Raw genomic sequence first — 24451 nt, 5'->3', positions numbered from 1 at the left:
TCGGACGACCAAACAAAGTGGTCGAGCGTGATTTGGATCACGCTCAAGGGCATTCCATCGTGCACATTCGGCCACACAGTAACGGGTTTGGACCAGGCGAACCGCCGTTTTGGTGGCACGAAGTCCGGCACTTCGTGTAGTTTCGCTGCCGATTTGTTGCTGCCTGCAATTCGATTCTGTTGGGGATTTCAGATGCGCTTTCTCACCCTCCTCGTCTCGCTGATGTGCATGGCGTTGTCGGTCAGCGCCGCGAAGGCCGACCGCCGTGTCGCTTTCGTCGTGGGCAACGGCGCCTACAAGAACGTTGCGCAATTGCCGAATCCGCCGATCGACGCCAAGGCGATGGCGGCCACGCTGCGCAATGTCGGCTTCGACGTGATCGAAGGGGCCAATCTCAGCCGCGACCAGATGACGGAAAAGCTCCTGGACTTCGGCCGCAAGGCGCAGGGCTCCGACATCGCCGTGTTCTACTACGCCGGTCACGGCATCGCCGTCGGCGGCACCAACTACCTTCTGCCCGTCGACGCCGACATCAAATCGGAAATGGACGTCAAGCTCGGCGCAGCCATCAACATCGACCTGACGCTCGACCAGACCATGGGTGATGCCAAGGTCAAGCTGGTCTTCCTCGACGCCTGCCGTGACAATCCCTTTGCCGCCAAGATCAAGTCGAACTCGGCGACCCGCAGCGTCAACGTGCAGAGCGGCCTCGCCGAGATGAAGTCGGGTGAAGGCACGCTGATCGCATTCGCCACCGGCCCGGGCCAGACCGCGCTCGACGGCCAGGAGGGTAACAACAGCCCGTTCACCCGGGCGCTGATCGACAACATCACCAAGCCCGGCGTCGAGATCCAGCAGGCGATGACTTCGGTGCGCGCCCAGGTCAACGAAGAGACCCACAAGGGCCAGCTTCCATGGGGCCACACCAACCTGATCGGCGCGGTCTACCTCAATCAGGCCCCGACGGCCCAGGTTGCCAACGCGGCGCCGACTGCGGCTGGCAGCGTGCCGGCAGCCGTGAGCGGCCCCAACGCCGATGCGGCCAATCTCGAGCTCGAGTACTGGCGCTCGGTCAAGGAGAGCAACAAGCCGGAAGAGCTCAACGCCTATCTCTCCGCCTATCCGAACGGCCAGTTCAAGGCGCTGGCGCTGGCGCGACTGGCGGCGATCAAGAGCGGACCGTCGACCACGACCCGCAACCTCAACGCGGGTGTCGATCCGGCGACCTTCACTGATGAAGCCACCCAGCTCACCGAGGACCAGATCGGGCTCGACAAGGGGCAGCGCCGCGATGTGCAGCGTCGCCTGACCGGTCTCGGCTTCGATACCAAAGTCACCGGTGCATTCAGCGAGGAGACTCGTTCGGTGATCAAGCGCTGGCAGGCCGCGCGCGGTTATCCGTCGTCCGGCTATCTCAACAAGCTGCAGCACAAGGCCCTGCTCGCCGAGATCGTGGCTGCCCCGCCGACCGCGAGCGCTGACAGCGCCAAGCCGGCCCGACGCGCCAGCAGCGCCCCCGCGCCCAGCAGCGCGCCTGCGCCCCAGCGCAGCAGCGGCCCCAGCGATGCCGGCGCGGCATTCGTGGGCGGCGTCGTCGGCGGCATGATGGGCGGCATGTTCCGCCGCTGAGGCACGAGCCAGTTTCAAAATGAAAAAGCCCGGCTCACGCCGGGCTTTTTTCTTTCGTCCCTCATGGTGAGGAGGCGCGCAAGCGCCGTTTCGAACCATGAAGGCCCAGCTCTCGCGGCGTTGGCCTTCATCCTTCGAGACGCGCGCAAAAGGCGCGCTCCTCAGGAGGAGGGTCAAACACTGAGCACGGCCGAATGCTACTTCCCCGCCGCCTTGCGCAGCGCCTCGTTGATCCGGTCCTGCCAGCCGGGACCGGCCGCCTGGAAGAACTCGAGCACGTCCTGGTCGATGCGCAGCGTGACCTGCTCCCTGACGCCGGGTGCTACGTTCTTCTTCGGCGGCGCCTCGGCGACCTTGGCGGTCACCTTCTTGAACGCAGCCTCAGCCTCAGTCCTGGCATCGGCCAGTGTCCGCGGCCGCCTCGGTTGATCCGCCATGTCTAGATCCCCTCAAACAGCGCCGTCGAAAGATAGCGCTCGGAGAAGGACGGTACCACCGCCAGGATAGTTTTTCCCGCAGCTTCCGGTCGCTTGCCGATCTGGAGCGCGGCGGCAATTGCAGCGCCCGAGGAGATGCCGCCCGGGATGCCTTCGTGCCGCGCCAGCGCCCGCGAGGCATCGATGGCTGTCGTGGAGTTGATCTTCACGATCTCGTCGATCACGGAGCGGTCGAGAATCTCGGGAACGAAGCCGGCGCCGATACCCTGGATCTTGTGCGGGCTGTGCTGACCGCCCGACAGCACGGGACTTTCCTCAGGCTCGACGGCGACCACCCGCAACGAGGGCTTGCGCGGCTTGAGCACCTGGCCGACGCCGGTGATGGTGCCGCCGGTGCCGACACCGGCGACGAAAATATCGATGTTGCCGCCGGTGTCGTTCCAGATTTCCTCCGCGGTGGTGCGGCGGTGCACTTCGGGATTGGCGAGGTTCTTGAACTGCTGCGGCATCACCGAGTTCGGCGTTGTCTTAAGCAGTTCTTCCGCGGCGGCGATCGCGCCGTTCATGCCCTGAGCGGCCGGCGTCAGCACCAGCTCCGCACCGAGGAACGCCAGCATCTTGCGTCGCTCGATCGACATGGATTCCGGCATCACCAGCTTGAGGCGATAGCCGCGCGAGGCGGCGACGAAAGCGAGCGCGATGCCGGTGTTGCCCGAGGTCGGTTCGATCAGCACGGTGTCCGGCTTGATGATACCGGCCTTCTCCATCGCGATGATCATCGCCGCGCCGATGCGATCCTTCACGCTCGCAGCCGGATTAAAATATTCAAGTTTTGCCAAAATGGTCGCGTTCACGCCGTGCATGCCCGGCAGGCGGCGCAGTCGCACGATCGGCGTATCGCCAAAGGCCTCGACGATCGAATCGTAGACCCGGCCGCGGCCGGGTTGGTGCGCTGCACCCGTGGTGGACGGTGCGTCCATGATGAACTCCCTGTGACAACAATTCGCGCTCTGATCGCAGCTTTCGCGCAGTTACAGACAGCTTATGGCGACACGCAAGCGGCAATGCGGCACATGTTAAATACGCTGCATCGCAAAATCGCGTGAGCTGCAGATATTAGAAAACCAACGTATTTGTGTTGCGACCTCGTCAACTGATTCTGCTTATGTTAGACTTAGGCCTTAAAGCAGGGAGGTCACCACGATGTCAGCAGTTGCTGAAGTGTTGTCGACCGTCGCGCTGAACCGCTATCCGCGTTGCAGCGAGTTGCCCACCTGTCCCGTCTGCGCCGACTCGATGGTCGCCGCCGAAGCTTCTGCCTATGTCTCGGACCACGTGATCAGCTATCTCTGGACTTGCGACACCTGCGGCTATGGCTTCGTGACCAAGCACGCCGTCAAATCGCGGTTTACGTGCAACTAGCGCGGGGCGATGTCGCCCCTCGCCCAGTCCTCGCGCGTACGCTGATAGAATTCTTCGAACTTTCCGTGTGAGATCGCGTCCCTGATGCCCTGCATCAGGAACTGGTAGTAAGCGACATTGATCTCGGACAGCAGCATCGCTCCCAGCGTCTCGCCCGCCTTGACGAGATGGTGGAGATAGGCGCGCGCATAGTTGCGCGTCGCCGGCCATGAGCTCTCTTCATCCAGAGGACGGGAATCGTCGGCGTGGCGCGCATTGCGCAGGTTGACCTGGCCGAAGCGCGTGAAGGCGACGCCATGCCGGCCATTGCGCGTCGGCATCACGCAATCGAACATGTCGACGCCGCGCTTCACCGCTTCGAGAATGTCGTCCGGCGTGCCGACGCCCATGAGGTAGCGCGGCCGGTCGGATGGCAGCGCCGGTGCCGTCTCATCGATCATCGCCAGCATCACCTGTTGCGGTTCGCCGACGGCAAGGCCGCCGATCGCATAGCCGTGAAATCCGATTTCGACGAGGCCCTGCGTGCTGGCGTGACGGAGTTGCGGTATGTCGCCGCCCTGTACGATGCCGAACAGCATGTAACCGTCGGGTGCGCTCTCGAAGGCACGCTTGGAGCGTTCGGCCCAGCGCAGCGACAATCGCATCGCGCGATCGATGTCGTCGCGCTCGGCCGGCAGCCGCACGCATTCGTCCATCTGCATGGCGATGTCGGAGCCGAGGAAGCGCTGCACCTCGATCGAGCGTTCAGGTGACAGCTCCACCTTGGCGCCGTCGATATGCGAGCGGAACGTCACGGCCTTCTCGCTGACCCTGCGCAGGTCGGACAGCGACATCACCTGGAAGCCGCCGGAATCCGTGAGCATCGGCCCGTTCCAGCCGGTAAACCTCTGCAAGCCTCCGAGCGCCGCAATGCGCTCGGCGCCAGGACGCAGCATCAGGTGGTAGGTGTTGCCGAGCACGATGTCGGCGCCGGCATCGCGCACCTCGCGCCAGTGCATGCCCTTCATCGCGCCGGCGGTGCCGACCGGCATGAAGGTGGGCGTCCGCACCACGCCGTGCGGCGTGGTCAGGCGGCCGGTACGCGCGGCGCCATCGGTGGCGAGCAACTCGAAATGATTGGGGAGACTCATGGCGGTGCTTATTGCGTGTCGAGAGAAGCCAATCAACCCGCCCGAGACGCCGTTGGAGCGGCCTCTGCCCCAAGCTGGGACACAATTTATCGCAGACTTGTTATCGCAGACTTGGGGAACACGGCGGCTTGTTAAATAAAACGATACAGTATAGTTTTATCAAAAGGGGGCTGGACGAGACACCGCGGCGACGCTGACCGCGGCAGCATTTGCGTGATCTCCCGCCGCCAACCCATGCATTCCTCTTCACACTCGACTGATGTGCCCATCGCCTCCGGTGACTGGATCAAACTGACTGCCTCTCGCTTGTTCGCGTCGGCAGCGGTGGCGTGCAGCGTCGCGCTGACCGCCTGCACCTCCCTGCCGCGGACGCCCTACACCGCGGCCGAGGCCAGCACCTCACGCGTCCTCGACATCGACGGCTTGCGGCGCTACGCCGACGAGCCCATCACGAAATTCAGCTTCGAAAAAGAGTATAACGCCGCGAGCCGAACCTATCTGGCGCTCTCCGGCGGCGGCGCCGACGGCGCTTATGGCGTTGGCGTGCTGAACGGTTGGAGCAGGGCCGGCACCCGTCCCACCTTCTCGGTCGTCTCCGGCGTCAGCACCGGCGGCCTGATCGCGCCGTTTGCATTCCTCGGGCCCCAGTACGACGACACGCTGCGGGAGGTCTACACCAGCGGCATCGCGGAGAGCCTTTTGAATGATCCCAGCATCATCCGGGTGCTGTTCGGATCCGGCCTGTTCGGCAATAAGCGGCTGCGCGAGTTGGTGGCCCGCTATGTCGGGCCGGAGATCCTCATGCAGGTCGCACACGAAAATGCCAAGGGCCGGAAACTGCTGGTCGTGACGACCGATCTCGATACCCAGCGGACTGCCATCTGGGACATGGGCAAGATCGCCGCGGTCGGCACGCCCGAAGCGCTGCACCTGTTTCGCGACGTGATGGCGGCCTCCGCCAGCATTCCCCTGGTGTTTCCGCCCATCCTGATCGAAGCCGAGGGCCGGGGCCGGCGGTTTCAGGAGATGCATGTCGACGGCGGCGTGACAGCGCCGGTGCTGACGCTGCCGGAAGCCCTGCTCTTCCAGGGACGCCTGCCCGGCAACGCGAGGATGGACATCTACATCCTCGTCAACAAGAAGATCGAACGAAACTTCGAGCTCGTGTCGAACAGCACCATCGATGTCGCCTCGCGCAGCCTGTCGTCGATCACCCAGTCGCAGACCCGTTCGATCATCTTCTCGACCTACGACTTCGCCAAACGCAACCGGCTGGGCTTCCATCTGTCCTATATCGAGCGCGACTATCCAGCGCCGCCCTCGGAAGGGTTCGATACCGCCTACATGCGCGCGCTGTATCAGTATGGATATGAGAAGGCAGCAAGCGGTCAGGCCTGGACCTCGACGCTGCCGTGACCACCGGGGAACGGCGCCCTTTCGAAACCGTTGACGATACGGCCAATTCGGCCAGATTCGCGATGACGCCCCCGTCCCTGCGCGATATAGAGCGAATGACGACATTGGGAACGCGCAGGAATCATTGGGCATGGGATTGACTGCGACCAAGACAAGAACGCCAACGCGCTCCGTAAGACGCGAGGTGCCGAAATCGCGCGGCGGCCGGCCGACGAAGAGCGCCGCGCTCGAGCGCGATCAGCGCCTGATCGAGGTCGCCACCCGCCTGTTCCTGGACCGCGGCTTTGACGCAACCTCGCTCGATGCGGTCGCGGAAGCGGCCCGCGTCAGCAAGCCCACCGTCTATTCCCGTTACGGCGACAAGCGCGGGCTGTTCACGGCCGTGCTAAGGCGCGAAATCGACCGCTGGCTTGCCCCGCTGTCCGCGGCAGCCGAAACCCAGTTCGGCAGCTCCTCGGACATCTCGGTCGAGCAGCGGCTGGTCGAGGTCGGGCGGGAGATGCTGACGTTCACCTGCGGCCCCGACGCCATGGCCTTCAGCCGCATGATGACGTCACAGGCCATCAACTTCCCCGACATTGCCAAGCTCGGCAAGGAGGAAGGCTGGCTGAAAGCCGTCGCCACGACGGCGCGCTTCTTCGATCACCTCGTGACGCAGGGCGCTCTCGACGTCGAGGACACCACCATCGCGGCTGAGGTGTTTCTCGATGTCGTCGTCGGTCACACCCATCGCATGGCGACATTTGGCATGCCGCTCGAGATCAAGTCGGCCGAAAAGCGCATGCGGGCGGCGATCAGGCTGTTCCTGACCGGCGCGCTGGGGCCCGCGGACCGCATTCAAGGCGCGGGCAAGGCCAACGCACGACGGCGCCCGTCCCGCTGACAATTGCGTGAGCTCCGCGATCTATCCACACGGCACGACGCTCCGGTCGTTGACTAAAATAAAACGATACGGTATGGTTTCATTATAAGCAGGTACGGACCCGTTTCACCAGCCCCAAAGGGTCCGCACCGCCTTTCAGACTTCGATCGCCGCGACGAGCTCCGGCCCGTTGCGACGCTCCGCGGCCGACCGATGCCCAAGGTCGGCCGCGTCTTGTTTGGTGTATGATGCGGCCCGCCCGGCGGCGAGGATTCGAGGATGACGACAGCCAGACGAACTTCGTGGCAATTGTTTGCGATCGCTCTGGCGGCGCTGCTCGTTGCGGCGCCGGCGCGCGCGATCGTCACGACCAGCGGCACGCCCGCCGCCCTTCACAACGAAACGGACGGTGACGCCGAGGCCGACCGTCAAGAGGTCAGCCGCGAGATCGAGCGCTTCCGTAGCTCCACGATCTCGCTGAGTCAGGCCATGACGATCGCCGAAGCACGGCATGCCGGCGCGACCACGGCCGATGTGAGCTTCGACGGCGCCTCGGGCGTGCCGGTCTACCGGGTGAAGACCCTGCACAACGACCGCATCTGGCGGCACACCATCAATGCCGCGACCGGCGAAGTCATCGGCGGCGAAGCCGCCCTGCCCCTGACCCAACTCGACGCGGAGGATCGCAACAACCTCGCAGCGCTTGGCGCGATCCGGCACCGCCTCGCGGATGCCGTGCGCGTCGCCGAGCGCGCGGCGTCCGGCAAGGCGATCAGCGGCGGGCTCGTGCGTGAGCGCGGCCGGCTGAATTTCGCGATCGTCGTCATCAGCGGCGACGATCTCAAGGAGGTCATCCTCGAGCCTCCGGGTGCCCGGACCAAATAGCGGCAGGTCCCGCCCGCGGCCACAATCCCCCCGAAAGGCCATTGACGCGCGCAAAACTCTCCCGCATAAGTCGCCGCCATGTTCACGATCACGAAACGCACGACCAAAACCACCACGGCCTTCGGGGCCCGGGGAGGCGTGCGCGCGTAGTCGTCGACTGAACGCATCAGCTCTACCGAAGCCCCGCCCTCGATGGTCCGGGGCTTTTTTGTTGTCTGCAGCTCAATGGAGGAGAAAGTGAGTAACGATCCCGTCGTCGCGATTGTCGGCGTCACCGGTGCGGTGGGCGCCGAATTCATCGCCACCATGGACAAGCGCGGCTTTCGCGTCGGCAAGCTGAAGGCGCTGGCGAGCGCCCGCTCGGCCGGCAAGACGGTGTCGTTCCGCGGCAAGGATGTCATCATCGAGGAGCTCACTGAGCGGTCCTTCGACGGCGTCGACATCGCCCTATTCTCCGCCGGCGGCGGCATTTCCAGGAAGTACGCGCCGATCGCAGTCAAGTCCGGCGCGGTCGTGGTCGACAACTCCTCGGCGTTCCGTATGGACCCGAACGTGCCGCTGGTGATCCCCGAGATCAACGCGAACCGCATCCGCGACCACAAGGGCATCATTGCCAACCCGAACTGCGCCGCCATCACCGCGCTGGTGCCGCTCTGGCCGATCCACCAGAGGAACCGCATCAAGCGCGTGATCATCTCGACCTATCAGGCCGCCAGCGGCGCCGGCGCGGCGGCGATGGACGAGCTTGTTGAGTCCACCCGCGCCAATCTCAACGGGCAGGTCTATACGCCCAAGGTGATGCCGCACCCCTACGCCTTCAATCTCTTCAACCACAACACGGCCGTTGATCCCGAGACCGGCTACAACGACGAAGAGACCAAGGTCATCAAGGAGACCCGCAAGATCTTCGAGGACGAGAAGATCGCGGTCGGCGTGACCTGCGTGCGCGTGCCGGTGCTGCGCGCCCATTGTGAGGCCATCACCTTCGAATGCGAGAAGCCGATCACTGAGGATCAGGTCCGCGCGATCATGGCGCAGGCCCCTGGCGTGAAGATCGTCGACGACCGCGCCAAGAACTACTTCCCGATGCCGGTCGACGCCTCGGGCCAGGATGACGTCCTGGTCGGCCGCATCCGCAAGGACCTCAGCGATCCCTCAGGGCATTCGATCTCGATGTTCGTGGCGGCGGATCAGCTCCTCAAGGGCGCGGCGCTGAATGCGGTGCAGATCGCAGAGCTGCTGCCGCAGCGCGTGATGGCGTAACGAGGAAGATCCGTAGGGTGGGTTAGCGCAGCGTAACCCACCTCTTCTCGTGCGGCGACAAAGGTGGTGGGTTACGCCTCCGGCTAACCCACCCTGTAAGTGCGCCGACGCTAGCCCTTCGCCCGAAACAGCAAACACGCATCCCCGTACGAATAGAACCGGTAACTCTCCGCGATCGCGTGCGCATATGCCTGCTTCATAGTGTCGAGGCCCGCGAAGGCCGACACCAGCATGAACAGCGTCGAGCGGGGCAGGTGGAAATTGGTCAGCAAAATATCGACGGCACGGAAGCGATAGCCGGGGATGATGAAGATCGACGTGTCGGCCGCGAACGGCTGGATCGTGCCGTCCTCGTCGGCGGCGCTTTCGAGCAGTCGCAATGACGTCGTGCCGACCGCGACGATGCGGCCGCCGCTCTTCCGCGCGGTGTTCAGCTTCTCCGCCGTCTCCGCCGAGATGGTCCCCCACTCGGCATGCATCCTGTGGCCTTCGGTGTCTTCCACCTTGACCGGCAGGAACGTCCCCGCCCCCACATGCAGCGTGACGCGGTTGATTCCGACGCCGCGATCTCGCAGCGCCTGCTCCAGCCTGGGCGTGAAATGCAGCCCTGCGGTCGGCGCGGCGACGGCGCCTTCATTGGCCGCGAACATCGTCTGGTAATCGGCAAAATCCTGATCGTCAGGCGTGCGCTTCGAGGCGATGTAGGGCGGCAGCGGCGGGCTGCCGAGATCCGATATCGCCTGGTCGAGCGTCGGCCCGTGGAACGAGAACGATAGCGTCACCTCGCCCTCTGCGCCCTTGGCCTCGACCTCGGCATCGAGATGGCCGAGCAGGCAGACCTTGCCCTCATTGCCGAAGCGGATGCGGTCGCCAGCGACGAGCTTCTTGGCCGGCTTCACCAGCGCCAGCCAGCGCGAACCATCTAGGCGCTTGATCAGCGTCGCTTCGATCCTTGGCTCAGTCTCGCGTCCGATGCGGCGGCCCTTGAGCTGGGCGGCGATCACCTTAGTGTCGTTGACGACGAGCTGGTCGCCGGGCTTCAGCCACTGCGGCAAGTCGGAGACCGTCTGGTCGCGCAGCACACCGTTCTCCACGACCAGCATCTTCGCGGAGTCGCGCGGCTGCGCCGGGCGCAGTGCGATGCGCTCGGGCGGCAGGTCGAAGTCGAAGAGATCGGTGCGCATAGTCGGGCCTGACGCGACACAGTCAGACCCTCGTCCTGAGGAGCGCGGAACGCGCGTCTCGAAGGATGAAGGCCCGGTCTGTGGCCTCATGGTTCGCTCGGCGATAGCATCGTCCGTAGACGGCGCTTCGCGCCTCCTCACCATGAGGAGCGGTGGTTGTTACTCCCCGTCCGCCGCCATCCGCGCCTTGACGATCTTGTCGGGGTTCTGCACGGGCTCGCCGCGCTTGATCTTGTCGACGTTCTCCATGCCTGCGGTGACCTTGCCCCACACCGTGTACTGGTTGTCGAGGAAGCGGGCGTCGTCGAAGCAGATGAAGAACTGGCTGTCGGCGGAATCGGGATTGGCGGCGCGGGCCATCGAGGCGGTGCCGCGCACATGCGGCTCCTTGTTGAACTCCGCCTTCAGCTTCTGACCCGAACCGCCGGTGCCGGTGCCGTGCGGGCAGCCGGTCTGCGCCATGAAGCCGTCGATGACGCGATGGAACACGATGCCGTCGTAGAAGCCTTCGCGCACCAGCTCCTTGATGCGCGCGACATGGTTCGGCGCGAGATCGGGCCGCATCTCGATGGTAACGGGGCCCTGCGTGGTTTCGAGGATCAGGGTGTTTTCGGTGGCGCTCATGCTCGTTTCTCTTGGGTTGGGGGTGAAGCCTTCCGGCCGTGGAACTGGACCGCGAATGGACGCCCCGCAGCGGCGCCGCCCATCGCATCGGTAAATGGCATTGGCGTGCAGCGTTGCAATGCCTCCATCACCGCAATCCGGTACTGGAGCCGGTCATTGTCGGAGGCCTCCGCGGATTCGTAGGTAATCTTCGGATGGCCCAGGATGTCTCCGGTCCGGTTAAAGCTCACGACGACCGTGATGTCGAGTGCGCGGGCCCGGGAGGGTGGCGGCGGTCTCCAGCAACTGCCCAGCCGTGCGAAGAGGTCGTGGAGGGTGTTGACCCGGTCGGGCGTCTGAGTGCTCGCGCCGGAGGTGCCAAGCAGGAGCGCCGCGACAGCTACCAGGAGCTTTTCGCCGCGGCGCGCCATTGCGCTTGCTACTTGATGTCGGAGGCGACCTGCACCTTCACCATCTTGTCGGGATCGGTGACGGTGCCGCTCGCGGATCCGGGCGGGGCTTTCTTCAGCTTGTCGACGACGTCCATGCCCTGCACGACCTCGCCGACCACGGTGTACTGGCCGTCGAGGCTGCCGCCGTCCGCGAACATGATGAAGAACTGCGAGTTGGCGCTGTCGACGCTGTCGCCGCGCCGCGCCATGCCGACGATGCCGCGGGCAAAGTGCACCTTGGAGAATTCCTGCTTGAGGTTCGGGTATTTCGAGCCGCCGGTGCCGTTGAAGTTCTGGCCGTCGCCGGTCTGCGCCATGAAGCCGTCCATCACGCGGTGGAACGGCACGTTGTTGTAATAGCCTTCGCGCGCGAGCTGCTTGAGGCGCTCGGCGTGCTGGGGCGCAAGATCAGTCCGCAGCTTGATGACGATGCGGCCCTTGGTGGTGTCGATGACGATCGCATTGGCCTTGTCGAGGCCTGCCGGCAGCGATTGCGCGAGTGCCGGGACCGCGAACACGAGCGCGGCAAGAACTGCGAGAATACGGATCATGAAAACTCCGGATCAGATGAGATGAACGCGTGCCGTCAGCCGGCGAACTTTGCCTTGAGCAATGCCGCAACCAGCGGCGGTACGAAGGCCGAAACGTCCCCGCCCATGCCGGCGATCTGGCGCACCAGTGTGGCGGTGATCGGGCGGACCACGGGTGAGGCCGGCAGGAAGACCGTGTGCACCTCGGGCGCCATCGCCTCATTCATGCCGGCGAGCTGCATCTCGTAGTCGAGGTCGGTGCCGTCACGCAGGCCCCGGATCATGATCGTCGCGCCATGTTTGCGCGCAGCGGTCACCGAAAGATCGTCGAACGTCGTCGCTTCGAGAATGCAGCCGGCCTTCGCCGCCACGGGATCGCAGACATCGTGAAGCATCTTCAGACGCTCCTCGGTCGAGAACAGCGGCTTCTTGCCGGGGTGCACGCCAATGGCGACAACCAGCCGGTCGCACAGCGGAACGGCGTGCCGGACCACGTCCAGATGGCCATTGGTGATCGGGTCGAAGGAACCTGGGTAGAAGGCGATGCGCGACATGGCACCGTCCTACCGCGCCCGGCCCTGCCCGGCAAGCCGGACAGGTTCCCCGGCCGTTTCCCGCAAAATATCCACCCGCCATGTCGGCGCCGGCCCGTTTGTTTCGTCCTGAGGCCGACCACGAAACAAAACGGACCGCGAACGAAACCATTTTGCGCATCCGCGAAGACGTCCCGAAACTGGCCATGGTTACTGATCCGCCCAACGAATGACGGGCCGCAAACAAGGCGCAGCGGCCGCATCACAGGGGACCGTCGATGATCAAGGCTCTTTCAGCGATCGCTATTGCCGCGTGTGTTGCCGCAGCACTCACCGTCCTGCCCGGCTTCGCACCGAGGGTCGAGGCCAGCGTGCCGCAGCCGCTTGCCAAGGCCGACCGGCTCGACATCCGCACGACCGGCAAAGACTGCTCGCAGCAAGCCTGGCCGAATTTCGAGGCGTCCTGCCTGCACCGCGCCGGCACCAAGGCCACTGTCCGCGAGGCCCGGCTGGTGACGGCCGACCGCACCCCGTAAGGCGGTCTGTCAGCTTCGCGTCATATAACCCCCAATATAATCTCGTGGAAATTTGCGACGTCTCGTCGCAGACTGCGTGATACTCGCGCCCCTCGGAATGGCCCGTCGGGCGCGATCCCATCCGGGGGTCGCCGTTGTCCAGTACGCCAGCAGTCGCTTCCGGCCATCATCCTGATCCGCTGCCCCTTGCAATGACCCTGGGCGCCCTCGGGGTGGTCTATGGCGATATCGGCACCAGCCCCCTCTACGCCCTGAAGGAAGCCGCCAAGGCGGCCGCCCATGGCGGCACCGTGACTCACGACGCAGTGCTGGGGGTTGCGTCTCTCATCCTCTGGGCGCTGCTGCTGATCATCTCGCTGAAATATGCGCTGCTGATCCTGCGCGCGGACAACCGCGGCGAAGGCGGCATCGTCGCGCTCTTGGCGCTGCTGCATGCCCGTCATGCCCAGCCCGGCACCTGGCGCGCGCAGCTTCTAGTGGTCGGCCTCGTTGGCGCGGCGCTGCTCTACGGCGATGGCGCGATCACACCGGCGATCTCCGTGCTGAGTGCCATCGAAGGCCTCAAGGTCGATGCGCCCTCGTTGGCGCCGGTCGTGGTGCCCGTGACCATCGCCATCCTGGTTGGGCTGTTCATGATGCAGAAGCAGGGCGCCGGCTTCATCGGCCGCATCTTCGGTCCGGTGATGCTCGCCTGGTTCGTGGTGCTGGCAGCGCTCGGCATCCATGGCATCGTCAAGGCGCCGGCGGTGCTCGCTGCGCTCAGCCCGCTCTATGCCTTCGAATTCCTGATCCATCAGGATTTCCACGTCTCCTTTGCGATTCTCGGCTCGGCCTTCCTGGCCGTGACCGGCGGTGAGGCCATGTATGCCGACATGGGGCATTTCGGCCGCTTTCCGATCCGGCTCGCCTGGTTCGCCGTCTGCCTGCCCGCGCTGGTGCTGAACTATTTCGGCCAGGCCGCGCTGTTGATCACGGATCCGGGCATGCTCGAGAATCCATTCTTCCAGCTCTGCCCCGACGCACTGCATTATCCACTGGTTGCGTTCTCGGCGGTCGCGACCGTGATCGCCTCGCAGGCGATCATCTCAGGCGTGTTCTCGCTGACCCAGCAGTCGATCCAGCTCGGCTTCTTGCCGCGCATGCAGATCCGACACACCACGAGCCACGCGATGGGTCAGATCTACGTGCCGCTGGTGAATTGGCTGCTCGCCGCCGCAACGCTGGGCGCCGTCCTGAGCTTCGGCACATCGGATGCGCTCGCCGGCGCCTATGGCATCGCGGTCTCGCTCCTGATGGCGATCACGACGCTGCTCGCAGCGCTCGTGGCGATCCAATGGGGCTATTCGCCCTGGCTCGTGGTCGCGGTCAACGGCTTCTTCTTCGCGATCGACGTGGTCTTCTTCTCGGCCAATTCGATCAAGCTGTTCGAGGGCGGCTGGTTTCCGCTGCTGCTCGCCGGACTCGTCGCCTTCCTGATGCTGACCTGGCGCGGCGGCGTGAAGCTGGTCGAGGCCGCACGCGGCAAGCTGCGCCAGCCGGAAGAGGACCTGATCGAGACGGCGGTCAACAAGTGCCGCGCGAGGTTGCCCGGCACCGCCGTATTTCTGGCGTCCGCGGCGAAAGGCGTGCCGCTGGCGCTGACGCAGTTCGTCAAGCACAACCGCGTCCTGCACGAACGCGTACTGCTCGTCACCGTGCTGATCGAGGAATCCCCGCACATCGCCGACGAGGAGCGTGCCGAGGTGAACGAGATCATTCCCGGCATCACCCGCGTGGTCCTGCATTACGGCTTCATGCAGAACCCCACAATCTACGAGGGCCTGAAGCTCGCCTGCCGCCAGGGCAAGCTGCCCGGCGTCGACCTCTCCGACATCACCTATTACGTCGGCCGCGAGACAATCATCCCGCGTGAAGACGTTCCGGGCATGTGGGTGTGGCGCGAGGGCCTGTTCTCCTTCCTCCAGCGCAATGCCGAACGCTCGGCGGCATTCTTCGGCGTGCCTACGGGACAGGTGGTGGAGTTCGGAACGGAGATCGAGATCTAGCCGACGCGTTGCTCGCACGCGGCAACAACAATGCGCGCAGCGTCGCTACGCCGACACCGGTTGCGACAAGATCCCAGGCCAACGAGCACGCGGGCGCCCGAGCGCTGGAGGCGTGGGATTCAGCAAAACAGCGTCCAGCCGCGGATCGGTTGGTGAAAAAAGCTCCACGCCGAATTTGGAACAAGGTGAGCTGCGTTTCGGTTGGTTCTGGCGAGACCAAATCCTCGGCTGGTGCTCCACCATGAACTCTGGCGCCAACGCCACACTCAGCAACTTGCGCGCCGTCGTCATCCTGATCGTGGTCGCCTTCCATTCGGCCCTTCCCTACCTCGCCTCGCAACCGCTGCATCCGTTTGCTTTCGACTCACCGCCCTATCGGTGGATCGCGTTTCCGATCATCGACCGCGAGCGCTGGTTCGGGCTCGACCTGTTCTGCGCATGGCAAGACGTCAGCTTGATGTCGCTGATGTTCCTTTTGGCGGGCCTGTTCGCCCCGCGAGGCCTCATCCGCAAGGGCGCCGCCGCCTATCTCGCGTCGCGGTGGTGGCGAATTGGATTGCCCTTCGTCCTCGCGGTCGCTTTTCTCAGTCCGGTGGCGTACTACGCGTCGTATCTGACGACCGCGACCGATCCATCGCCTGCGGCGTTTTGGCAGCACTGGCGCGCTTTGCCGATGTGGCCCTCGGGCCCGCAATGGTTCTTGTGGCAGCTTCTGCTGCTCAGCGCGCTAGCTGCTGCACTGCATGAATTCGCGCCATCATGGCCACGGGCCGCGAGCCTAATCGTCGCCAGGTGCGACGATCGTCCGCTGCTCTTTTTTGCAGGCCTGACAAGTCTGTCGGCGCTGGCCTATGTCCCGCTGGCCATGATCTTTACGCCCTGGGAATGGACCTTTTTCGGCCCATTGTCTTTCCAGCTAAGCCGCCCGCTGCACTATCTTCTCTATTTTTCCGCAGGATTTGCCATCGGCGGCTACGGCTGTGATCGCAGTGTCTTCCGCACCGATGGCCCGCTCGCGCGCCGCTGGCCAGCCTGGGTGGCAGCAGCATTCGCCTGCTTTGCGGTATGGGGCGTGTTGACCTCGCTGACGATGCCGGACTGGAATGCCAGCCCGCCGGCAGATCGCCTCGCCGCGGCTTTCGCCTTTCCCGTTGCGTGCGCAACAGGAGTTATCGCTTTCGTGGCGAGTTCGCTGGCATTGTTGCGTCGCCGTTCGGCGCTCGTCGACAGCCTTTCGGTCAATGCCTACGGCATCTACCTCACGCATTACCCGTTTGTGTTGTGGCTGCAATATGCCCTGCTCGACACGAGCCTGAATGCCGTCGCCAAGGCCACGTTCGTCCTCGTCGCGGCGCTGGCCCTAAGCTGGGCCGCAAGCGGATTCCTGACCGCGAGCGTGAGACTGCTGGTCCACCGGCATTCCGGACTCCCGAGCAAGAGCGCAATCTCAGATCAACCTCGATGACGGAACGTCCATGTCACTGGTCCCGACACTCGCGTCCCGCAATCTGTTCCACGATCGCCTGCGTTTTCTCGCGACGCTCGTTGGAATCGTCTTTTCGGTCGTGCTGGTGATGATCCAGATGGGCCTGTTCCTGGGATTCGGTCGCATGGTGACGACGATGATCGACCATGCGTCAGCCGATCTCTGGGTGTTACCGAAGGGAGCGAAATGCTTTGAGGACCCCTCGCTGCTGGATGCGAAGCTACGCGACAAGGTCGCGTCCGTCGATGGCGTCGCCTCTGTGGTCCCGCTAGTCATCGGCTTCTCGGACTGGCGCCTCGAGAGCGGCGAGATAACACCCATCTTTGTTGTCGGCGCCGATCTGCGTGATGGAATCCTGGGGCCATGGAACGTAGTCGAGGGCGACGTCCGCGCGCTGTCGCAAAATGGAGCCGTGGTCGTCGACCGCTCCTACCACGATCGCCTCGGCGTCTCCGAAGTCGGATCGACGGCCGAGATCCGCGGCCGCCGCGTGAAGATCGTGGCCTTGACCGACGGCATCCGCTCCTTCACCACGACACCCTATATCTTCGTGGACCTGAAAAACGCCCGCACCTACACTGGAACCTTTCCTGACCGCGCCAGCAATCTCGTCGTTCGCCTCAAGCCCGACGCCAATCGCGACACAGTCCTTAAGGCCGTCCGGGCTCGGGTTGGTGAGCATGAGGTGCTTACGACAGATGAATTCCGCAGCCGTAGCCGCTCGTTCTGGCTGTTCGGGACGGGCGCGGGCGCTGCGCTGTTTGCCGGCGCATTGCTCGGAGTGATCGTCGGCACCGTCATCGTCGCGCAAACCCTCTATTCGAGCACCAAGGATCACCTCAGCGAATTCGCCACCCTGCGCGCAATGGGTTCGTCGAATGGATATATCTACGGGGTCATCATCTATCAGGCGCTCCTCAATGCGGTCATCGGCTTCGTCCTTGCGACTGCGATTGGCGCCGTCGTTGTTGAGATGACTGCCAAGAGCGCGTTGCCGATCGTCATCACGCCCTGGCTGATTGCAGCTCTGTTTGTGCTGACGGTCGTCATGTGCGTGGCATCGGCGATCGGCGCAATCGTGCGTGTGGTGCGCATCGATCCAGCAACGGTATTCATGCGATGAACGAAACCATCATTGAGGCTGCCGAAATCAAGAAAACGCTTGGCCGTGGCGCCAGTGAGGTGAAGGCGCTGCGCGGTATCGACATGACGCTGCGGCGCGGCGAGTTCACACTGCTGATGGGGCCGTCCGGCAGCGGCAAGACGACGCTGCTTCTCATTCTCGGATGCATGCTGGCACCAAGTTCGGGCACGCTCACCGTCTGCGGCATGCCCACGTCCGGTGTCGACAAGGAGGGACTGGCCAAAATGAGGCGCGACCATATCGGCTTTGTGTTCCAGTCCTATCATCTGTTTCCGACGCTGACCGCCGCGCAGAACGTGCAACTCGCCCTCGACATCCGTCGCGAGCGTGGGCGCAAAGCCAGCGAACGAGCCTTGGAAGCTCTCAGCATGGTTGGTCTGGAGCAGAAGGCCGATACGTTGCCGGGCGAACTCAGCGGCGGCGAGCAGCAGAGGGTCGCGATAGCGCGAGCCTTTGTCGCCAATCCCTCGGTCATTCTCGCCGACGAGCCAACCGCTGCGCTCGACGGCAATAACGGGCGAAGCATCATGCGGATTCTGGCTGACACCGCACATCAGCGCGAGCGCGCCGTGCTCGTCGTCACCCATGATCCCCGGGTCATTCCCTTTGCGGATCGCATCGTCGAGATCGAGGACGGCCTCCTGGTCGACACCGAATCCGGCGGACCCGGGCGGCTGCATTTGCCGAAGGCGGCCGCATTCAGGTCGTAAGGTCCGTGCGGATGAAGCAAGAGGAGAATGATGACCCTTCGCGCCGAAATGCTGCGCCTCGGCATCCGCATGTTCCTGAAACGCCACCATCAGCCTTTCGATGTCGGGACGTGGCGGGCGAAAATGCATCGCATGGAGCGATGGGTGCCACATCCGCCAGCCAGCACCGAGACGAGCGTCGTGCGGGCCGGCCGCCTCACACTACACCGGATCGCCACGCCGGCGTCGCGACCGCGGCGCAACCTGCTCTATCTCCATGGAGGGGCCTACATCTCGGGCGCACCGATCTACTATCGCCACTTCACCTGGCGCATTGCCAATGCGACCCGGTCGACGGTCTGGGCGCTTGAATATCGCCTTGCACCCGAACATCCGTTTCCCGCCGCCCTGGACGATGCCGTGGCGGGCTTTCTCTGGCTCGCCAGCGAAACGAGCGCCCCCGGCGAACTGTTCGTAATGGGTGATTCAGCCGGTGGAGGATTGGCGCTGTGCCTTCTCATGAGGTTGCGTGACGAACGTAAGCCGCTTCCAGCGGCAGCGGTTGCCATGTCGCCCTGGACTGATCTTGCGCTCACCGCGCCCTCGTTGACCGAGAATGCCGCGTCAGATCCGATGTTGAATGTGCATGATATTCCGGAATTCGTGCGCTGCTATCTCGCAGGCGCCTACGCGTGTAGCCCCTATGCATCGCCGCTCTATGGCGACGCATCCGGGCTTCCGCCGGTGCTGATTCACGTCGGCAGCGACGAGATATTGCGGGATGATGCGGTCCGCATGGCCGACAAGCTGAAACAGTGTAATCCGCGGAGCCGGCTGGAGGTCTGGCCGCGCATGCCGCACGTCTTCCAGCTCTTCGTCCCCGTGCTGCCGGAAGCCCATGCTGCCATCGCGCAGATCGGAGAATTCATCTCCGACCTGCGATGCGAGGTAACTTTGCCGGCTTCGCGGCCGGCCTAGGCCGCGCTGCCGTTCCCGTTCTCGCCGTTGCCGTTCTCGGTCTCTTCCGTGATGTGCTCGACCGAGACCACGTGCTCGTCCTCGGCGGTGTCGAACACGATCACGCCCTGCGTCGAGCGCCCGGCGATGCGAATGCCCTCGACCGGGCAGCGGATGAGCTGGCCCTTGTCGGTGACCAGCATGATCTGGTCGGCCTCTTCCACCGGGAAGGACGCCACCAGATTGCCGTTGCGGTTATTGACGCTCATCGCGACGATGCCTTTGCCGCCGCGGCCCGTGGTGCGGTACTCGTAGGACGAGGTCCGCTTGCCATAGCCGTTGACGGACACTGTGAGCACGACCTGCTCCTGCGCCGACATCTCGACATAGCGTTCCTGCGGAAGCTGGAAGCTGCCGGACGTCTCCTCGGCCTCGGCATCCGCCGTCTCCTCGGCGGCGCTTTCACCGGCCACCGCGCGGCGCATCTTCAGGTAAGCCGAGCGCTCGTCCGAGGTGGTCTCGACATGGCGCAGGATCGCCAGCGAGATGACCTTGTCGCCGCCGGCGAGCGCAATGCCGCGCACGCCCATCGAGGTGCGCCCGGTGAACACGCGCACGTCGGTGACGGGGAAACGGATGCACTGGCCGCCGGCGGCGGTGAGCAGCACGTCGTCGCGCTCGGTGCAGATCTGCACGTCGACGATCGCTTCGCCCTCCTCCAGCTTCATGGCGATGATGCCGGAGCGGCGCACGTCGACGAAGTCGGACAGCTTGTTGCGCCGGACGTTGCCGCCGGTGGTGGCGAACATCACGTCGAGCTGCCCCCAGGTGGATTCATCCTCCGGCAGCGGCATGATGGTGGTGATGCGCTCGCCCTGCTCCAGCGGCAGGATGTTGATCAGCGCCTTGCCGCGCGCATTCGGAGCCGCCATCGGCAGGCGCCAGACCTTCTCCTTGTAGACCTGGCCGCGCGAGGAGAAGAACAGCACGGGCGTATGCGTGGAGGCCACGAACAGGCGGCTGACGAAATCCTCGTCGCGGGTCTGCATGCCGGCGCGGCCCTTGCCGCCGCGGCGCTGCGCCCGATAGGCCGACAGCGGCACGCGCTTGACGTAGCCGGCGTGTGAGACCGTGACGACCATGTCCTCGCGCTGGATCAGGTCCTCGTCCTCGACCTCGCCTTCCTGCTCCATGATCACGGTGCGGCGCGGCGTGGCGAACTCCGCCTTCACCTCGGCAAGCTCAGCCTTGATGATGTCGAGGATGCGGGCGCGCGAGCGCAGGATGTCGAGGTAGTCGCCGATCTCACCGGCGAGCTTGGACAGCTCGTCGCCGATCTCGTCGCGGCCAAGTGCGGTGAGGCGCGCGAGGCGCAGTTCCAGAATCGCCCTGGCCTGCTCCATCGACAAGCGGATCGTACCGTCCGCGTTGATGCGGTGACGGGGATCGTCGATCAGCGTGATGATGTCCTCGACGTCCCGCGCGGGCCAGTCGCGCGTCATCAGCGTCTCGCGCGCGGCAGCCGGCGTGGGCGAGGTCCGGATCACACGGATGATCTCGTCGATATTGGCGACCGCAATCGCAAGGCCGACCTGCTCGTGCGCCCTTTCGCGCGCCTTGCGCAGCTTGTATTTGGTCCGGCGCGTCACGACCTGCTCGCGGAAGCCGACGAAGATCGTCAGCATGTCCTTCAGGTTCATCGTCTGCGGACGGCCGGAGTCGAGCGCGACGGCGTTGACGCCGAAAGAGGTCTGCAGCGGCGTGAACTTATAGAGCTGGTTCAGCACCACGTCGGGCATGGCATCGCGCTTGAGCTCGACGACGACGCGGTAGCCGTCGCGGTCGGACTCGTCGCGCAGGTCGGAAATGCCCTCGATCTTCTTTTCCTTGTAGAGCTCGGCGATGCGCTCCACCATTGTCGCCTTGTTCACCTGATACGGAATCTCGGTGATGACGATCGCCTCGCGCTCCTTGCGGATCGTCTCGAACTCGACCTTGCCGCGCATCACGATGGAGCCGCGGCCAAGATGATATGCGCTGCGGATGCCCTGGCGTCCGAGAATGATGCCGCCGGTCGGGAAATCCGGACCCGGGATGATGTTGTTGAGCTCGTCGATGGTAAGCGACGGATTGTCGATCAGCGCCACGCAAGCGTCGATCACCTCGCCCAGATTGTGCGGTGGGATGTTGGTGGCCATGCCGACCGCGATGCCGCCGGCACCGTTGACCAGCAGGTTCGGGAACCTGGCCGGCAGCACCACCGGCTCTTTCTCGGAACCGTCATAGTTGTCCTGGAAATCGACGGTATCGTCGTCGATGTCCTCGAGCAGCTTCAGCGCGATCTTGGTCAGGCGGGACTCGGTGTAACGCATGGCCGCCGGCGGATCGCCGTCGACGGAGCCGAAATTGCCCTGCCCGTCGATCAGCGGCGCGCGCATCGAGAAGTCCTGCGCCATGCGTACCAGCGCGTCGTAGATCGCCTGGTCGCCATGCGGGTGGTATTTACCCATGACCTCGCCGACGGCACCGGCGGACTTCTTATGCTTCTTGTCCGGAGTATCGCCGCGATTGTTCATCGCGAACAGGATGCGGCGATGCACCGGCTTCAACCCGTCGCGCGCATCGGGCAGCGCACGCGCCACGATCACGCTCATCGCGTAATCGAGATAGGACTTCTTCATCTCCTCGTAGATGGAAACGGGGCGAATGTCCGAGGGTTGCGCCGGCTGGTCGCCGGGCTTGTTGTCGTCGTCAGCCAAGGGGAAATCCGGTGAGGTTTTGTCTGGGAATCATATAGCGCATCGAGCGCGTGATAACCACCCTCGCAAGGCCCCCAGGAAGCGCTTTTTCCGCTTATTTTTCCAACGACTTACGCGCTCTATAGCACTGCCGCCGGAACCGCCGGAACGTGCCGCCGGAAACCACTCCTCAAGCGCCGAAAATCACACGGTGCATGATGCGTCCGGGCACCAGCGTGAACAGGCCCGCCACCACCAGCGCGCCGGTAAAGATGAAGATCATCATCCGGCGATGATCGGCGACGCGATGAGTATGGGCGCGCCACACCGCCAGTGGCAGCACCACCAGCGTGAAGATCGACAGGAGATGGATCGGGCTGAACGGGCCAACCAGCCGGATCTGGTGGATCCAGAATGACGACGCGGCCACGACGACCATCAGGACGACCCAGATCCAGCCGATCGTCCGATGCGGCAGCGTGCCCTTGGGCGCCGCGAACTGAACGAGGCCAAGCCCGAACGCGGCCATGGCCGCGAAGGCATGCAGCGGAATGGCCGGCGCGGCCTCAAGCAGTGGCGCGAGGCTCATGGGCGGGCGACCTCCAGAGCGGCGGAAACGGCAATGTGAATAGAATTAACATCAAGTTAATACCATTCACATCGCGCCCCGTCAAAAGCTCAGGCGCAATCTGAAGCAAGGCCGGAAATGCCAAGCCCTATCCGACGATTGGTAAGGAATTTTGCCGCTTTACGCGAGTTAGCGGGATCCAAGATGCGAGGTACCCTGCGCCCTCGCGGCCTCAGAACGGGATGTCGTCATCCATGTCGCTGTTGCGACCGCCGCCAGCGGCCACAGGACGGCGCGGAGCGCTGCTGACCGGACCGCTGGAGCCGAAGTCGCCGCCCGGCTCCTCGCCGAAGTTGCCGCCTCCTCCGCCGCCACGGCCGTCGAGCATGGTGAGGTTCGAGTTGAAGCCCTGGAGCACGACTTCGGTGGAGTATTTCTCCACCCCGCTCTGATCGGTCCATTTGCGGGTCTGGAGCGCGCCCTCGACGTAAACCTTCGAGCCCTTCTTCAGGTACTGTTCGGCGACCTTGGCGAGCCCCTCGTTGAAGATCACCACGCGGTGCCACTCGGTCTTTTCCTTGCGCTCGCCGGTCGCCTTGTCCCGCCAGGTTTCCGAGGTCGCGATCGACAGATTTGCGATCGGTCGCCCGTCCTGGGTGCGGCGGATTTCCGGATCCTTGCCGAGATTTCCGACCAGAATGACCTTGTTGATGCTTCCCGCCATCGCCGCTCTCCACTCCAAACGTCACTGAATTTCGAAAAAGGCCGCGCGTTGCCGCGCCATTCGCCCGTTGGGAGGACCCTATACGCTCGCAAGGCGCTTGCAGCCGCCGATCAGCCCGCCACCCCTCAACTTATCCCCACATATAGCATCGGCGGTCGCCTTGTTCCAGATTTGTTCTTGGCGAAACCAACGGAAGGCTGTGACGGCTGAATGACGCGGATGCGTCGAGAAAGTGGCAAACCGAGATGGAACTTTTTTGGGTTCCCGCGAACGGTTGAAACCACTTAACATTCATTAACTTACCGGCTCTGTCGTTCGTCTGCGTCTGTTGCATTTCGGAGACGGACTCAGGTGCGACATTAAGCTAGGGTTGCCTCGGAATTAGTTCATATGGGCGTCGCGCCTAATTGACCGCTTCGGGGATTTCGAGAAGCGGGCGAAACTGGGGAGACTGCAATGAATAAGATTTGGGTGGGTGCAATCGGAGCTGTGGCACTGAGCCTGTCAGCTCCCGCGAGCGCTGCGGACCTCGCCGCGCGTCCGTACACCAAGGCTCCGCCGCCTGCGGTGGCCGCGGTCTACGACTGGAGCGGCTTCTACATCGGCATCAACGGCGGTGGCGGCACCAGCCACAAGTGCTGGGACTTTGTGACACCGGTAACCGGCACGCTGGTGGGCGACGGTTGCCACGACGCGACCGGGGGCACTGTCGGTGGCCAGATCGGCTATCGCTGGCAGTCGGCCAACTGGGTGTTCGGTGTCGAGGGTCAGGGCAACTGGGCTGACTTCAAGGGCGACAACATCAGCCCCAGCGCGCCTTTCCAGCAGAACCGCACCCGGATCGACGCTTTCGGCCTGATCACGGGACAGGTTGGTTACGCTTGGAACAACGTCCTCTTCTACGTGAAGGGCGGCGGTGCGGTGGTCGGAGACAGGTACGACCTGATCACAGCGCCAGGCTTTGTAGGCGCAGGCACCGTCTTCGGCTCGGCTCGCGAGACCCGCTGGGGCGGCACCGTCGGCGCTGGCCTGGAGTTCGGCTTCGCGCCCAACTGGTCGGTCGGCGTCGAGTACGATCATATCTTCCTGGGACACCGCAACAACGACTTCTCCCTCGGTGGCGTCTTCGTGCAAACCGAGCGCATCAGCCAGGATGTCGATATGGGGCTCGTCCGCGTGAACTATCGCTGGGGTGGCCCGGTGATCGCAAAGTACTGA

24 protein-coding genes are annotated in these 24451 nt (G+C 64.1%); 13 read left to right on the top strand and 11 right to left on the bottom strand.

The features are described from left to right. The first annotated feature begins 192 nt into the window (after nucleotides 1-192). A complete protein-coding gene (locus tag MTX21_RS05400) occupies nucleotides 193-1629 on the top strand; it encodes a caspase family protein (protein WP_280963788.1) in 1437 nt (478 codons plus the stop codon). A 197-nt stretch (nucleotides 1630-1826) separates the two neighbouring features. On the opposite strand, the gene MTX21_RS05395 is transcribed toward MTX21_RS05400, so the two are convergent. Continuing rightward, on the bottom strand, nucleotides 1827-2066 hold the full coding sequence (locus tag MTX21_RS05395) for a BrnA antitoxin family protein (RefSeq protein WP_280963787.1): 240 nt from the start codon (nucleotides 2064-2066) through the stop codon (nucleotides 1827-1829). A gap of 2 nt (nucleotides 2067-2068) precedes the next feature. After that, nucleotides 2069-3046 (bottom strand): cysteine synthase A, encoded by a 978-nt coding sequence (gene cysK / locus MTX21_RS05390; RefSeq protein WP_280963786.1) that lies wholly within the window; start codon nucleotides 3044-3046, stop codon nucleotides 2069-2071. A gap of 223 nt (nucleotides 3047-3269) precedes the next feature. On the opposite strand from cysK, the gene MTX21_RS05385 reads away from it, so the two are divergent. Next, nucleotides 3270-3488: a hypothetical protein gene (locus MTX21_RS05385; protein WP_280963785.1), complete on the top strand. Its 219-nt coding sequence runs from the start codon at nucleotides 3270-3272 to the stop codon at nucleotides 3486-3488. Here the strand turns inward: MTX21_RS05385 and tgt are convergent. Further along, nucleotides 3485-4618 carry a tRNA guanosine(34) transglycosylase Tgt gene (gene tgt / locus MTX21_RS05380; protein WP_280963784.1) on the bottom strand — a complete coding sequence of 378 codons (1134 nt, stop codon included), beginning with the start codon at nucleotides 4616-4618 and terminating at the stop codon, nucleotides 3485-3487. The genes MTX21_RS05385 and tgt overlap by 4 nt on opposite strands. 216 nt (nucleotides 4619-4834) lie before the next feature. Here tgt and MTX21_RS05375 point away from each other — a divergent pair, with 216 nt between their 5' ends. From MTX21_RS05375 to MTX21_RS05360, 4 genes are all read left to right on the top strand, one after another. Next, nucleotides 4835-6034: a patatin-like phospholipase family protein gene (locus MTX21_RS05375; RefSeq protein ID WP_280970975.1), complete on the top strand. Its 1200-nt coding sequence runs from the start codon at nucleotides 4835-4837 to the stop codon at nucleotides 6032-6034. Between the two features lie 130 nt (nucleotides 6035-6164). Continuing rightward, entirely contained in the window at nucleotides 6165-6917 is a 753-nt protein-coding gene (locus MTX21_RS05370) for a TetR/AcrR family transcriptional regulator (RefSeq protein ID WP_280963783.1), read from the top strand. A gap of 258 nt (nucleotides 6918-7175) precedes the next feature. Further along, the gene (locus tag MTX21_RS05365; protein WP_341510688.1) at nucleotides 7176-7781 is read left to right on the top strand and encodes a PepSY domain-containing protein; all 606 of its coding nucleotides are present in this window, start codon (nucleotides 7176-7178) and stop codon (nucleotides 7779-7781) included. A gap of 225 nt (nucleotides 7782-8006) precedes the next feature. Then, on the top strand, nucleotides 8007-9044 hold the full coding sequence (locus MTX21_RS05360) for an aspartate-semialdehyde dehydrogenase (RefSeq protein WP_280963781.1): 1038 nt from the start codon (nucleotides 8007-8009) through the stop codon (nucleotides 9042-9044). 110 nt (nucleotides 9045-9154) lie between these two features. On the opposite strand, the gene queA is transcribed toward MTX21_RS05360, so the two are convergent. The 5 genes from queA to coaD all read right to left on the bottom strand — a co-directional run bounded on the left by queA (nucleotide 9155) and on the right by coaD (nucleotide 12367). Next, nucleotides 9155-10228 carry a tRNA preQ1(34) S-adenosylmethionine ribosyltransferase-isomerase QueA gene (gene queA, locus MTX21_RS05355; RefSeq protein ID WP_280963780.1) on the bottom strand — a complete coding sequence of 358 codons (1074 nt, stop codon included), beginning with the start codon at nucleotides 10226-10228 and terminating at the stop codon, nucleotides 9155-9157. Between the two features lie 159 nt (nucleotides 10229-10387). Next, nucleotides 10388-10852, bottom strand: coding sequence for a peptidylprolyl isomerase (locus MTX21_RS05350; RefSeq protein WP_280963779.1), 465 nt, complete (start codon nucleotides 10850-10852; stop codon nucleotides 10388-10390). Beyond that, nucleotides 10849-11262, bottom strand: a complete 414-nt coding sequence (locus tag MTX21_RS05345; protein WP_280963778.1) for a hypothetical protein — start codon at nucleotides 11260-11262, stop codon at nucleotides 10849-10851. Before MTX21_RS05345 ends, MTX21_RS05350 begins: the two co-directional genes overlap by 4 nt. Nucleotides 11263-11270: 8 nt before the next feature. Beyond that, the gene (locus MTX21_RS05340; protein ID WP_280963777.1) at nucleotides 11271-11834 is read right to left on the bottom strand and encodes a peptidylprolyl isomerase; all 564 of its coding nucleotides are present in this window, start codon (nucleotides 11832-11834) and stop codon (nucleotides 11271-11273) included. Nucleotides 11835-11869: 35 nt separating this feature from the next. Next, nucleotides 11870-12367, bottom strand: coding sequence for a pantetheine-phosphate adenylyltransferase (gene coaD / locus MTX21_RS05335; protein WP_280963776.1), 498 nt, complete (start codon nucleotides 12365-12367; stop codon nucleotides 11870-11872). Between the two features lie 257 nt (nucleotides 12368-12624). On the opposite strand from coaD, the gene MTX21_RS05330 reads away from it, so the two are divergent. From MTX21_RS05330 to MTX21_RS05305, 6 genes are all read left to right on the top strand, one after another. Beyond that, nucleotides 12625-12882 carry a hypothetical protein gene (locus tag MTX21_RS05330; RefSeq protein ID WP_280963775.1) on the top strand — a complete coding sequence of 86 codons (258 nt, stop codon included), beginning with the start codon at nucleotides 12625-12627 and terminating at the stop codon, nucleotides 12880-12882. Between the two features lie 191 nt (nucleotides 12883-13073). Beyond that, nucleotides 13074-14927 carry a KUP/HAK/KT family potassium transporter gene (locus tag MTX21_RS05325; protein WP_280970974.1) on the top strand — a complete coding sequence of 618 codons (1854 nt, stop codon included), beginning with the start codon at nucleotides 13074-13076 and terminating at the stop codon, nucleotides 14925-14927. Continuing rightward, complete coding sequence (locus MTX21_RS05320; RefSeq protein ID WP_280963774.1) at nucleotides 14851-16392, top strand: acyltransferase; 1542 nt, start codon at nucleotides 14851-14853, stop codon at nucleotides 16390-16392. Before MTX21_RS05325 ends, MTX21_RS05320 begins: the two co-directional genes overlap by 77 nt. A 10-nt stretch (nucleotides 16393-16402) precedes the next feature. Next, a complete protein-coding gene (locus MTX21_RS05315) occupies nucleotides 16403-17536 on the top strand; it encodes an ABC transporter permease (protein ID WP_280963773.1) in 1134 nt (377 codons plus the stop codon). Continuing rightward, nucleotides 17533-18267, top strand: coding sequence for an ABC transporter ATP-binding protein (locus MTX21_RS05310; RefSeq protein ID WP_280963772.1), 735 nt, complete (start codon nucleotides 17533-17535; stop codon nucleotides 18265-18267). Before MTX21_RS05315 ends, MTX21_RS05310 begins: the two co-directional genes overlap by 4 nt. A gap of 27 nt (nucleotides 18268-18294) precedes the next feature. After that, nucleotides 18295-19224, top strand: a complete 930-nt coding sequence (locus tag MTX21_RS05305) for an alpha/beta hydrolase (protein WP_280971361.1) — start codon at nucleotides 18295-18297, stop codon at nucleotides 19222-19224. On the opposite strand, the gene gyrA is transcribed toward MTX21_RS05305, so the two are convergent. The 3 genes from gyrA to MTX21_RS05290 form a co-directional block, all read right to left on the bottom strand. Then, nucleotides 19221-21962: a DNA gyrase subunit A gene (gyrA, locus tag MTX21_RS05300; RefSeq protein ID WP_280963770.1), complete on the bottom strand. Its 2742-nt coding sequence runs from the start codon at nucleotides 21960-21962 to the stop codon at nucleotides 19221-19223. The two genes, MTX21_RS05305 and gyrA, sit on opposite strands and share 4 nt — an antisense overlap. A 169-nt stretch (nucleotides 21963-22131) precedes the next feature. Beyond that, nucleotides 22132-22530: a DUF2306 domain-containing protein gene (locus tag MTX21_RS05295; RefSeq protein WP_280963769.1), complete on the bottom strand. Its 399-nt coding sequence runs from the start codon at nucleotides 22528-22530 to the stop codon at nucleotides 22132-22134. Nucleotides 22531-22741: 211 nt separating this feature from the next. Beyond that, complete coding sequence (locus tag MTX21_RS05290) at nucleotides 22742-23233, bottom strand: single-stranded DNA-binding protein (protein ID WP_280963768.1); 492 nt, start codon at nucleotides 23231-23233, stop codon at nucleotides 22742-22744. Between the two features lie 456 nt (nucleotides 23234-23689). Here MTX21_RS05290 and MTX21_RS05285 point away from each other — a divergent pair, with 456 nt between their 5' ends. Beyond that, nucleotides 23690-24451: an outer membrane beta-barrel protein gene (locus tag MTX21_RS05285; protein ID WP_280963767.1), complete on the top strand. Its 762-nt coding sequence runs from the start codon at nucleotides 23690-23692 to the stop codon at nucleotides 24449-24451.

The organism is Bradyrhizobium sp. ISRA430 (assembly GCF_029909975.1).
Classification (GTDB): Bacteria; Pseudomonadota; Alphaproteobacteria; order Rhizobiales; family Xanthobacteraceae; genus Bradyrhizobium.
Note: the sequence above shows the minus strand (reverse complement) of the source record. Positions and strands in the feature narration are given on the sequence as shown.

Bases quoted from the DNA above. Each gene is read 5' to 3' on its own strand.
- queA (WP_280963780.1), bottom strand. From the start codon at position 10,228: ATGCGCACCGATCTCTTCGACTTCGACCTGCCGCCCGAGCGCATCGCA.
- MTX21_RS05315 (WP_280963773.1), top strand. From the start codon at position 16,403: ATGTCACTGGTCCCGACACTCGCGTCCCGCAATCTGTTCCACGATCGC.
- MTX21_RS05295 (WP_280963769.1), bottom strand. From the start codon at position 22,530: ATGAGCCTCGCGCCACTGCTTGAGGCCGCGCCGGCCATTCCGCTGCAT.
- MTX21_RS05365 (WP_341510688.1), top strand. From the start codon at position 7,176: ATGACGACAGCCAGACGAACTTCGTGGCAATTGTTTGCGATCGCTCTG.
- MTX21_RS05340 (WP_280963777.1), bottom strand. From the start codon at position 11,834: ATGATCCGTATTCTCGCAGTTCTTGCCGCGCTCGTGTTCGCGGTCCCG.
- MTX21_RS05320 (WP_280963774.1), top strand. From the start codon at position 14,851: ATGCCGAACGCTCGGCGGCATTCTTCGGCGTGCCTACGGGACAGGTGG.
- MTX21_RS05345 (WP_280963778.1), bottom strand. From the start codon at position 11,262: ATGGCGCGCCGCGGCGAAAAGCTCCTGGTAGCTGTCGCGGCGCTCCTG.
- MTX21_RS05370 (WP_280963783.1), top strand. From the start codon at position 6,165: ATGGGATTGACTGCGACCAAGACAAGAACGCCAACGCGCTCCGTAAGA.
- tgt (WP_280963784.1), bottom strand. From the start codon at position 4,618: ATGAGTCTCCCCAATCATTTCGAGTTGCTCGCCACCGATGGCGCCGCG.
- MTX21_RS05285 (WP_280963767.1), top strand. From the start codon at position 23,690: ATGAATAAGATTTGGGTGGGTGCAATCGGAGCTGTGGCACTGAGCCTG.
- MTX21_RS05395 (WP_280963787.1), bottom strand. From the start codon at position 2,066: ATGGCGGATCAACCGAGGCGGCCGCGGACACTGGCCGATGCCAGGACT.
- MTX21_RS05400 (WP_280963788.1), top strand. From the start codon at position 193: ATGCGCTTTCTCACCCTCCTCGTCTCGCTGATGTGCATGGCGTTGTCG.
- MTX21_RS05325 (WP_280970974.1), top strand. From the start codon at position 13,074: ATGACCCTGGGCGCCCTCGGGGTGGTCTATGGCGATATCGGCACCAGC.
- MTX21_RS05360 (WP_280963781.1), top strand. From the start codon at position 8,007: ATGGAGGAGAAAGTGAGTAACGATCCCGTCGTCGCGATTGTCGGCGTC.
- coaD (WP_280963776.1), bottom strand. From the start codon at position 12,367: ATGTCGCGCATCGCCTTCTACCCAGGTTCCTTCGACCCGATCACCAAT.
- MTX21_RS05310 (WP_280963772.1), top strand. From the start codon at position 17,533: ATGAACGAAACCATCATTGAGGCTGCCGAAATCAAGAAAACGCTTGGC.
- cysK (WP_280963786.1), bottom strand. From the start codon at position 3,046: ATGGACGCACCGTCCACCACGGGTGCAGCGCACCAACCCGGCCGCGGC.
- MTX21_RS05385 (WP_280963785.1), top strand. From the start codon at position 3,270: ATGTCAGCAGTTGCTGAAGTGTTGTCGACCGTCGCGCTGAACCGCTAT.
- MTX21_RS05305 (WP_280971361.1), top strand. From the start codon at position 18,295: ATGATGACCCTTCGCGCCGAAATGCTGCGCCTCGGCATCCGCATGTTC.
- MTX21_RS05330 (WP_280963775.1), top strand. From the start codon at position 12,625: ATGATCAAGGCTCTTTCAGCGATCGCTATTGCCGCGTGTGTTGCCGCA.
- MTX21_RS05350 (WP_280963779.1), bottom strand. From the start codon at position 10,852: ATGAGCGCCACCGAAAACACCCTGATCCTCGAAACCACGCAGGGCCCC.
- MTX21_RS05290 (WP_280963768.1), bottom strand. From the start codon at position 23,233: ATGGCGGGAAGCATCAACAAGGTCATTCTGGTCGGAAATCTCGGCAAG.